Annotated in this window: 7 protein-coding genes; 6 read left to right on the forward strand and 1 reads right to left on the reverse strand. The window is 69.5% G+C overall.

All coding sequences use genetic code 11. The features are described 5' to 3' along the window. Positions 1–3 precede the first annotated feature (3 nt). Together P3W85_RS30385 and P3W85_RS30390 are read left to right on the forward strand one after the other, a co-directional pair. Positions 4–2,175 carry a mechanosensitive ion channel family protein gene (locus P3W85_RS30385; protein WP_276267507.1) on the forward strand — a complete coding sequence of 724 codons (2,172 nt, stop codon included), beginning with the start codon at positions 4–6 and terminating at the stop codon, positions 2,173–2,175. Positions 2,176–2,514: 339 nt separating this feature from the next. Further along, positions 2,515–3,666, forward strand: a complete 1,152-nt coding sequence (locus tag P3W85_RS30390) for a helix-turn-helix transcriptional regulator (protein WP_276267501.1) — start codon at positions 2,515–2,517, stop codon at positions 3,664–3,666. A 13-nt stretch (positions 3,667–3,679) separates the two neighbouring features. Here P3W85_RS30390 and P3W85_RS30395 read toward each other — a convergent pair whose 3' ends face one another. Beyond that, positions 3,680–4,579: a LysR family transcriptional regulator gene (locus tag P3W85_RS30395; protein ID WP_276267502.1), complete on the reverse strand. Its 900-nt coding sequence runs from the start codon at positions 4,577–4,579 to the stop codon at positions 3,680–3,682. A gap of 146 nt (positions 4,580–4,725) precedes the next feature. Between P3W85_RS30395 and P3W85_RS30400 the strand changes: the two genes are divergently transcribed. From P3W85_RS30400 to P3W85_RS30415, 4 genes are all read left to right on the forward strand, one after another. Continuing rightward, positions 4,726–5,934: a CaiB/BaiF CoA transferase family protein gene (locus P3W85_RS30400; protein WP_276267503.1), complete on the forward strand. Its 1,209-nt coding sequence runs from the start codon at positions 4,726–4,728 to the stop codon at positions 5,932–5,934. Between the two features lie 93 nt (positions 5,935–6,027). Beyond that, a complete protein-coding gene (locus tag P3W85_RS30405) occupies positions 6,028–6,489 on the forward strand; it encodes a MaoC family dehydratase (RefSeq protein WP_276267504.1) in 462 nt (153 codons plus the stop codon). A gap of 37 nt (positions 6,490–6,526) precedes the next feature. Further along, positions 6,527–7,588 (forward strand): tripartite tricarboxylate transporter substrate binding protein, encoded by a 1,062-nt coding sequence (locus tag P3W85_RS30410; RefSeq protein WP_276267505.1) that lies wholly within the window; start codon positions 6,527–6,529, stop codon positions 7,586–7,588. Positions 7,589–7,657: 69 nt separating this feature from the next. Then, positions 7,658–8,466 (forward strand): acyl-CoA dehydrogenase family protein (locus P3W85_RS30415; protein ID WP_276267506.1); only part of this gene is annotated, 809 nt, incomplete at its 3' end.

The raw sequence follows: 8,466 nt of genomic DNA on the forward strand, positions 1-8,466 counted from the left end.
GCGGTGAAGGCGGATGCCGCGCCGGCATCGCAGCCGTCCGCCAGCGCACCGCTGGCCCAGTCGCTCGACCAGGTGATCACCACGCTGCAAAGCGACAAGGACCGCAAGGCGCTGGTGGATCAGTTGCAGACGCTGCGCAAAGGCATCGATGCCGGCGCCGCCTCGGCGCCGGCCCCGGGCCTGCTGGGCGCCTTGGCCGAGGCGGTCGATCACCTCGACACGCGCATCCGCAAGGACACGGGGCCATGGCACTACTGGCGCTGGCGGGCCGGCTTCGCGGGCGAGGAATGGCACAACGCGCTGACCCTCGGCGGCACCCGTTCCGCCATGGTGTCGCTGCGGGAATTCGCCACCGTGCTCGCGGCCTGGCTGCTGGCAGGCGGGCTGCTGCTGGAACTCGGCCGGCGCGTGCGCAACCGGCGCCTGCAGCCGCGAGCGCACGCGGAATTGCCGGCGGTGCCGTCCTGGGTGGATGTGGGCATGTACATGCTGCGCAGGGTGGCGCCATGGGTGGTGGCGTTCGCCCTGGCGATGATGCTCTCCGGCACCGTGTTCGGGCGCTCGCCGGCCAGCGTGGCCGGCATGGTGATCGCCTATTCGGTAGTGGCCGGGGCCGTGCTGGGCGCGGTGTGCCAGGTCATCTTCGCGCTGTTCAGCTCGGCGCATCGCGCCCACGCGGTGCGCGACCTGCTGCTGCACTCGCGCGGGCTGCTGTTCGCCACCGGCATCCTTGCCGCCCTGGGGGACGTCACCACTGACGCCCGCGTGGTAGCGCCGCTCGGCACCAACCTGTCGGCGCTGATCTCCACCGTGGCCAATCTCGCCGCAGCCTTGCTGATCGCCTGCTTTACCCTGCGCTTTCGCCGGCAGATCGGCCAGATCATCGCCAACCGGCCGCTCGCGTTCCGCCAGGCGCATCCCGCTATCATGGACCTGCTGCGGTTGTTGGGTGCGGCCTGGCACCTGCCGGTGCTGGCGGTAGTGGTAGCGTCGGTGGCGGGTACCGTGCTCGCCACCGGCCATGCCGACGAATTCCTGCGGCGCACCGTCGCCTCGGTGGCGCTGTTCGTCGCGGCGCTGCTGCTGACGCTGGTCACCGGCCGCTCGCCCAAGGCCACACGGCGCCCGCCGCGCATCCGCGACCGCCAGCGCTCGGCCTACCTGGCGCGCTTCGGGCGCTTCGCGGTAGCGCTGGTGCGGGTGGTGATCTGGTTCGCCTTCCTTGAGCTGGGCAGCCGGATCTGGGGCGTCTCGCTGATTTCGGTGGCCGAGTCGACCTCGGTCGGCAAGCGCATCAGCGAGGCCGTGTTCAGCGTCACCAGCACGGTGCTGCTGTCATGGCTGGCGTGGCTGCTGGTCGACACGGCCATCACCCAGACCCTGACACCATCGCATAGCCGCGGCCAGCCGCCCAGCCTGCGCGCCAAGACCATCCTGCCGCTGGTGCGCAACGCGCTGTTCGTCACGCTGCTGGTGATCACGCTGATCGTGGTGCTGGCCAACCTTGGCGTCAACGTGACGCCGCTGCTGGCCGGCGCCGGCGTGGTCGGCCTGGCGATCGGCTTCGGCGCGCAAAGCCTGGTGCAGGACCTGATCACCGGCCTGTTCATCGTGGTGGAAGACTCGATCGCCGTCGGCGACTCGGTGGAGCTGCCCGATCACGCCGGCACCGTAGAGGCCATGACCATCCGCACCGTCAAGCTGCGCGACGGCAAAGGCGCGCTCCATGTCTTGCCCTACAGCCAGATCAAGGCCATCAAGAACCTGTCGCGCGGCTATGCCTACGCGGTGTTCAATATCGGCGTGGCCTACGGCAGCGATCTCGAGCAGGCCATCGAGCTGATCCGCGAGACCGGCGCGGAGGTGTCGCGCGATTTCCGCTACGCGCGCAACCTGCTGTCCGCCCTCGACATCCTGGGACTGGACCGCTTCGACCCCAACGGTTCGGTGATCCTCGCCCAGTTCAAGACCCGGCCCCTGACCCAGGCGGAAATCACCCGCGCCTTCAACGTCCGGCTCAAGCGCAAGTTCGACCAGCATGGCATCAGCATGGCAACGCAGCGGGTCACGGTGCAGGTGGAAGAGCCCGCCCTGCCGGCCTCCCGGGCCAGCGGGATGGCGGCCGGGACGAGCGGTGCAGGCGCCGTCGCCCAGGACGCGCCCAAGCCGGGCTGAGCGGTGGCCAGGCCGGGCAAGGCGCACGCAGAAACGGGTACGCCTTGCCTTCTTGTCCGGACATGCCGGCATGGCGCTGCCTGGCGGCCATTTCAGCGTCTGAACCGCTGAATGCTTGGCTAGACAACATTACCCGTTTGCGTACTGATGCACCGATGCGCATAATGCCGCCACGCGGTAACGCGGGAACGGGCGCCCAAGGGAATCGGACGCCACTATCCTGTCCGATGGCACGTGTCGCGCGCCACCCCGGAGCCGGCCAGCAGCAGCCAGTCGTAGCGGCGGACCTATAAAAAAAGCAGCAGTAGAATCAGGCGCAAGCCACCGGGGAAACACACCATGGGCGAACATCCGTTGGCGGATGAAGATTTCCATCGTCTGATCGATTCGATCTACGAATCGGCGCTTGACATCACGGCCATGCCAACCGCGCTTGGCCTCTTCTCCCGCTATACGGACACGGACAGTCCCCACTATCTGGTATGGGACAAGCTCGCAGGGCAGGCGCGCCTCGGCGTCACCCCGCATGGCTGTTTCGCGGCGCAGGGCGGACACGTGCCGGAGAGCCTGTACGCCCTGGCCAGCCTGCCGGCGCGCGCGCTGGCCGCCGCCCACGCTGCCGACGGGCAGGACAGCGCCCTCTGGCCGGAGCCGCCGCACGACACCGATCTGGCCCATGGCATCCGCCTGCTCGACACCGCCGAAGTCTGCGTGCTGATGGGCAGTGCAGGCAGGGATGCCGGACCGGGCGGCAACCCCGACGGCGCACTGCACCGCAGCCGGCGGATCGCGCGCGTGTTGCCGCACTGGGCCCGCGCCGCGCGCATGCAGCAGCGCAACTTCGAGCTGAGCGGGCTGGCCGCCCTTGGCCTTGCCAGCCTCGATACGCTCGACTTCGGTGTGATGGTGTTGCAGGCCGATATGCGCGTGCGCTACGCCAACGTCTGGGCCGAAGCCCTGGTGCAGGCCGATCGCCAGCTGGCGCTGGAAAACGGCGTGCTCAAGGCCCGCGACCAGACCCTGCGCGCGACCCTGTACAAGTTGCTGGAGCGCGCCGTCCAGCCGCGCGGCAGCGAGCCGGCGGCAGGCTCATGGATGCATATCACCTCGGGCGGGCAGCCGGTACCGATCATCGTACTGCCGCTGGTCTCGCGCCAGCCGGTGGAAGGCCCATGGCAACTGCCGTTCGCCATGGTGCTGATGGGCAATTCGGAATCGCGCTCCGTGCTCGACAGCGCGGTGCTGACATCGCTGTTCGGCCTGTCCCGCAAGGAAAGCCTGGTTGCCATCCGGCTTGCCGCCGGCGAAACCCTCAACGAGATCGCCGATCACGAATTCGTGTCGCCGCACACGGTACGCGTGCATATCCGCGACATCCTGCGCAAGACCGGCACCCATCGCCAGAGCGAGCTGGTGCGCCTGCTCCACCTGCTGCCGGGCGTGGCGCTGCCGCGCGCCCCCACGGCGCACGGCGTCCGCGCGCCAGCCTGATTGCACCGGCGGGTCAGGCCACAGGCGCCGCCACGGCGCGCGCCACCGCCATGAGGCGCTGCACCTGGCGGTCGTCGCTGTCGGCCGGGGTCGCCAGCGCAATGCCGATCGGCGCCGCCGGCCGCGGGCTGGCCAGCCGCAGGAAGCGCACGCGCCGGTTGATATAGCGCGCCGCCACGCTGGGCACCAGCGCCACCCCCAAGCCGCTCTCCACCAGGCTGACGATGGTCTGCACCTGCACCGCCTCCTGCGTCACGCGCGGCACGAAGCCGGCCTGCTGGCACAGCAGCATGGCGATGGCCTGCAGGTTGGGCACGTCGGCGCTCGGGTGCATGATGAAAGGCTCCCCGGCCAGCGCTTTGAGGGCGATCGCGTCGCGTCCGGCAAAAGGGCTGTCGGCCGGCACGGCGGCGACGAACTCGTCGGTCTCCAGCGGCATCAGCGCATAAGCCCCGGCGCTCAGGATGGGAAAGCGCACCAGCCCGGCATCCAGCTGGTGGCGTTCCAGCCGGTCCAGGATCGCGGCCGAGGTGGATTCGTGCAGGATCAGCTCGATGCCCGGATGCGCCTCGCGAAAGGCCGGGATCAGCTTGGGCAGCAAGGCATAGGTGGCTGAACCGACAAAGCCCACCCGCAGCGCGCCGCGCTCGCCGTGCGCCGCCGCCAGCGCCGCCGCGCGGGCCTGGCCCGCGTGGAACAGCGCGCGCCGGGCATCGTGCAGCGCCGCCTCGCCGGCCTGGGTCAGCCGCACCCCGCGCGAGGTGCGCACGAACAGCGGCGTGCCCAGGGCCTCCTCCAGCTTGCGGATCGAGATGGACAGCGGTGGCTGCGCCATGTGCAGGCGCTCGGCCGCGCGATGGAAGTTGCCGGTCTCGGCCAGGGCGACAAACTGCTGAAGTTGACGAAGGTCCACGCTGATATCCGGTGAATATCGGATCCTAAAAATCTAATATTAGACGCAGGCGATCCCGCTGCACTAACCTGTGGCCATCGGATTTCGCGTGGCCAACCTTCGGCTTCGCATAAGCCGGCACCAGGACAAACAGGAGACAGCCAGGCATGTTGCCCCTCTCAGGCATCCGCGTGATCGACCTTTCCACGGTCGTGATGGGCCCTTACGCCAGCCAGTGGCTGGCCGACCTCGGCGCCGAAGTGATCAAGGTGGAGCCGCCCGAAGGCGATTCCACGCGGCGCACCGGCCCCGCCGCCGAAGACGGCATGGCGGCGATCTTCCTGGGTGTGAACCGCAGCAAGAAGAGCGTGGTGCTCAACCTCAAGCTGCCCGCGGCGCAGGCCGCGCTGGAGCGCCTGCTGGCCGGCGCCGACGTGTTCATGCACAGCATGCGCCCGCAGAAGCTGGCCGGGCTCGGGCTGGATCCCGCCGCCACCATGGCGCGCCATCCGCGCCTGGTCTATGTGAGCCTGCTGGGATTCGCCGAAGACGGCCCGTATGGCGGCCGCCCGGCCTACGACGACGTCATCCAGGGCCTGTCGGGCAATGCCGCGCTGATGGCCGAGCAGACCGGCACCGTGCGCTATTTCCCCACCATCGCGGCGGACAAGACCAGCGGGCTGGTGGCGGCGCTGTCGATCTCGGCCGCCATCGCCGGCCGCGAGCGCCAGGGCGGCAAGGGAGCGCTGGTGGAAGTGCCGATGTTCGAGTCGATGGTGGCCTTCAACCTGGTCGAGCATCTCTACGGCCAGCATTTCGAGCCGCCGCGCGGCCCCAGCGGCTATCCGCGCGTGCTGGCGCCGTTGCGCCGGCCCTACCAGACCGCCGACGGCCACGTCTGCATGATGCCGTACACCGACGCCCACTGGCGCGACTTCTTCACCGCCGCCGGCCGCCCCGAGCTGGCGGTGGACACGCGCTTTGCCGGCATCGCGGCGCGCACCCGGCATATCGAGACGCTGTACGAACTGACCGGCGAGATCGTGCGCGCGCGCACCACCGAGGACTGGCTGGCGCTATGCGAGACGCTGCAGATCCCGGTCGCACGTGTCAACCAGCTCGCCGAACTGGTGGACGACCCGCACCTGCGCGCCACCGGCTTCTTCGACACGCTGGAAGATCCGGCCATGGGCACGCTGCGCTTTACCGGTGCGCCGGTGCGTTTCGACGGCGAACGCGCGGCGCCCGCCCTGCCGCCACGCCTGGGCCAGCACACCAGGGACCTGTTGGGCGAAGCCGGCCTGAGCGGCCAGCAGATCGACGAACTGGGGCGGGCTGGCGCGGCCTATTGCGCGCCGCCGCCCGCCAATGGCTGAGCCGCGCAACGCATGCGGCTCCCGCTATACCCGCTCCCCCTCCTAACATAAAGGAAGCCGGCCACCCGACGCCGGCCATCACCAGGAGAAGCCGTGCCCCATACCCAACTCCCCCGTCTCGGCCAGGGCTTTTATTGGCAAGACATCAAGGAAGGCCAGGCCTTCCAGACCTTCCGCCGCACCGTGACCGAGACCGACCTGATCAACTTCATCTCGGTCACGGGCATGGTCGAGGCCATCTTTATCGAGGCCGGCTACGAGGGCAGCGCCATCCAGGGGCGGCCGGTACCGGCCGCGCTCACCTATGCGCTGATCGAGGGTTTCATCCTGCAGACCATGATCCAGGGCACCGGGCTGGCCATGCTGGAGCTGACCCAGAAGATCATCGCCCCGGTGGTGGTCGGCGACACCATCTGGGCCACCGTCACGGTCGGCGGCATCCGGCCGACCTCGCGCAATGGCCGCGCCGTGGTGGACTCGACCATCGAAGTGTTCAACCAGCGCCATGAGCGCGTCATGACCTATACCGCCCGGCGCTTGCTGGCCGGCCGCTAACCGCTGGCGGCCAGCCGCCACTACCGGAGGAGACGAGATGCCAGAGCAGGACAAAAAAGACGGCAGGCAAGGCAAGGCAGATAAAGGGACCCACGCGCGGGCCGGAGCGGCCGTTCGCCGCGCCCGCCGCGGGCTTGTCCTGCTGGCCCCTGCGCTGCTGGCGCTCGCCGCGCTCCCGGCGCCCGTGCTCGCGGCCGGCGCCGATTTTCCCGGCCACCCCGTCAGGCTGGTGGTGCCGTTTCCGCCCGGCGGGCCCACTGACCTGGTCTCCCGCATCATCGCCCGCAAGATGTCGGAGGAACTCGGCCAGCAGGTGCTGGTGGACAACCGCCCCGGCGCCAATGGCAATATCGCCGCGGAGCTGGTCGCCAAGGCGCCGGCCGACGGCTACACCGTGCTCTACAACACATCGTCGATCGCGCTGAGCCCGGCGCTGTACAAGAAGCTGTCCTACGATGTGCGGCGCGACTTCGCCCCGGTGGCGATGACGGCGATGGTGCCGCTGGTGCTGGAGGTCAACGCCCAGGTGCCGGCGTCGAGCCTGGCCGAGTTCATCCGGTACCTGAAGGCCAATCCCGGCAAGCTGACCTACGGCTCGGCCGGCAACGGCAACGTGACTCACCTGGCGGCCTTCCTGTTCCTGCAGGCCAATGGCCTGTCGGCGGTGCATGTGCCGTACAAGGGCAGCGCACCGGCGCTGACCGACCTGGCCGGCGGCCAGGTGCAGTTCATGGCCGACACCATCAACTCCTCGCTGCCGTTCATCCGCGACAAGCGCATGAAGGCACTCGCGGTGACCAGCAGCACGCGCAGCTCGCAGTTGCCCGACGTGCCCACCGTGGCCGAGACGGCGATACCGGGCTTCGACGTCGGCGCCTGGCAAGGCATGCTGGTACCAGCCAGGACGTCGCCCGATATCGTGCACAGGCTCAACGCCGCGACCCAGAAGGCGCTGGCCTCGCCGGACGTGCGCGCCAGCCTGGCGGCGCAGGGCGCGGAGCCGCGCGGCTCCAGCCCCGAGGCCTACGGCCGGTACCTGGCGCAGGAGATAGAGCGCTGGCACAAGGTGGTGAAGGATTCGGGCGTGACGCTGGACTGATCCGCCGCCGCCCGCCATACGCGCCCGCCGCCCCTCGCCGTCCCTCGCCGCCCCATACGGAGACCCGTCTTGACCTCCCTGCTCAGCACCTTCCAGCTCACTGCCTTGCCGCCCGCGGCAGCCGCGTTCCGGCGCGAGGTGAAAGCCTTCCTGGCCGAGCACCTGCCAGCCCTGCCGCCCGAGATCCGCGCCCGCTCGTGGATGGGCTTCAACGCCGATTTCAGCCGCGCGCTTGCCCGGCGCGGCTGGGTGGGCATCACCCTGCCGGCGCAATACGGCGGCGCCGGGCTCGATCCCTTCTCGCGCTTCGTGCTGGTGGAGGAGTTGCTGGCCTGCGGCGCGCCGGTCTCGGCCCACTGGATCGCCGACCGCCAGAGCGGGCCGCTGATCCTGCGCTACGGCAGCGAGGAACAGAAGGCCTTCTACCTGCCCCGCATCTGCCGGGGCGAGGCCTTCTTCTGCATCGGCATGAGCGAGCCCAACTCGGGCTCCGACCTCGCCAGCGTCGCCACGCGCGCCGTGCCGCAGCCAGACGGCAGCTGGCGCCTGAACGGCCGCAAGATCTGGACCACCAATGCCGACCGCTGCCACTACATGCTGGCGCTGGTGCGCACCTCCGGCAAGGCGGAGGACCGCCAGCGCGGCTTGTCGCAGGTCATCGTCGATCTTTCCGCGCCGGGCGTGACGGTACGGCCAATCCGCGACCTTGCGGGCGACGCGCATTTCTCCGAAGTCAGTTTCGAGGATGTGACGCTGCCCGCGCAGGCGCTGGTCGGCCGCGAAGGCAGCGGCTGGGAACAGGTCAACGCGGAGCTGGCCTTCGAGCGCAGCGGGCCGGAACGGCTTTACTCCAGCGTGGTGCTGCTCGACACCTGGAT

It is taken from the genome of Cupriavidus basilensis, assembly GCF_029335485.1.
GTDB classification, from domain to species: domain Bacteria; phylum Pseudomonadota; class Gammaproteobacteria; order Burkholderiales; family Burkholderiaceae; genus Cupriavidus; species Cupriavidus basilensis_E.

Coding starts and splice junctions, on each gene's coding strand:
- P3W85_RS30390 (WP_276267501.1), top strand. CDS start 2,515: ATGGGCGAACATCCGTTGGCGGATGAAGATTTCCATCGTCTGATCGAT.
- P3W85_RS30400 (WP_276267503.1), top strand. CDS start 4,726: ATGTTGCCCCTCTCAGGCATCCGCGTGATCGACCTTTCCACGGTCGTG.
- P3W85_RS30410 (WP_276267505.1), top strand. CDS start 6,527: ATGCCAGAGCAGGACAAAAAAGACGGCAGGCAAGGCAAGGCAGATAAA.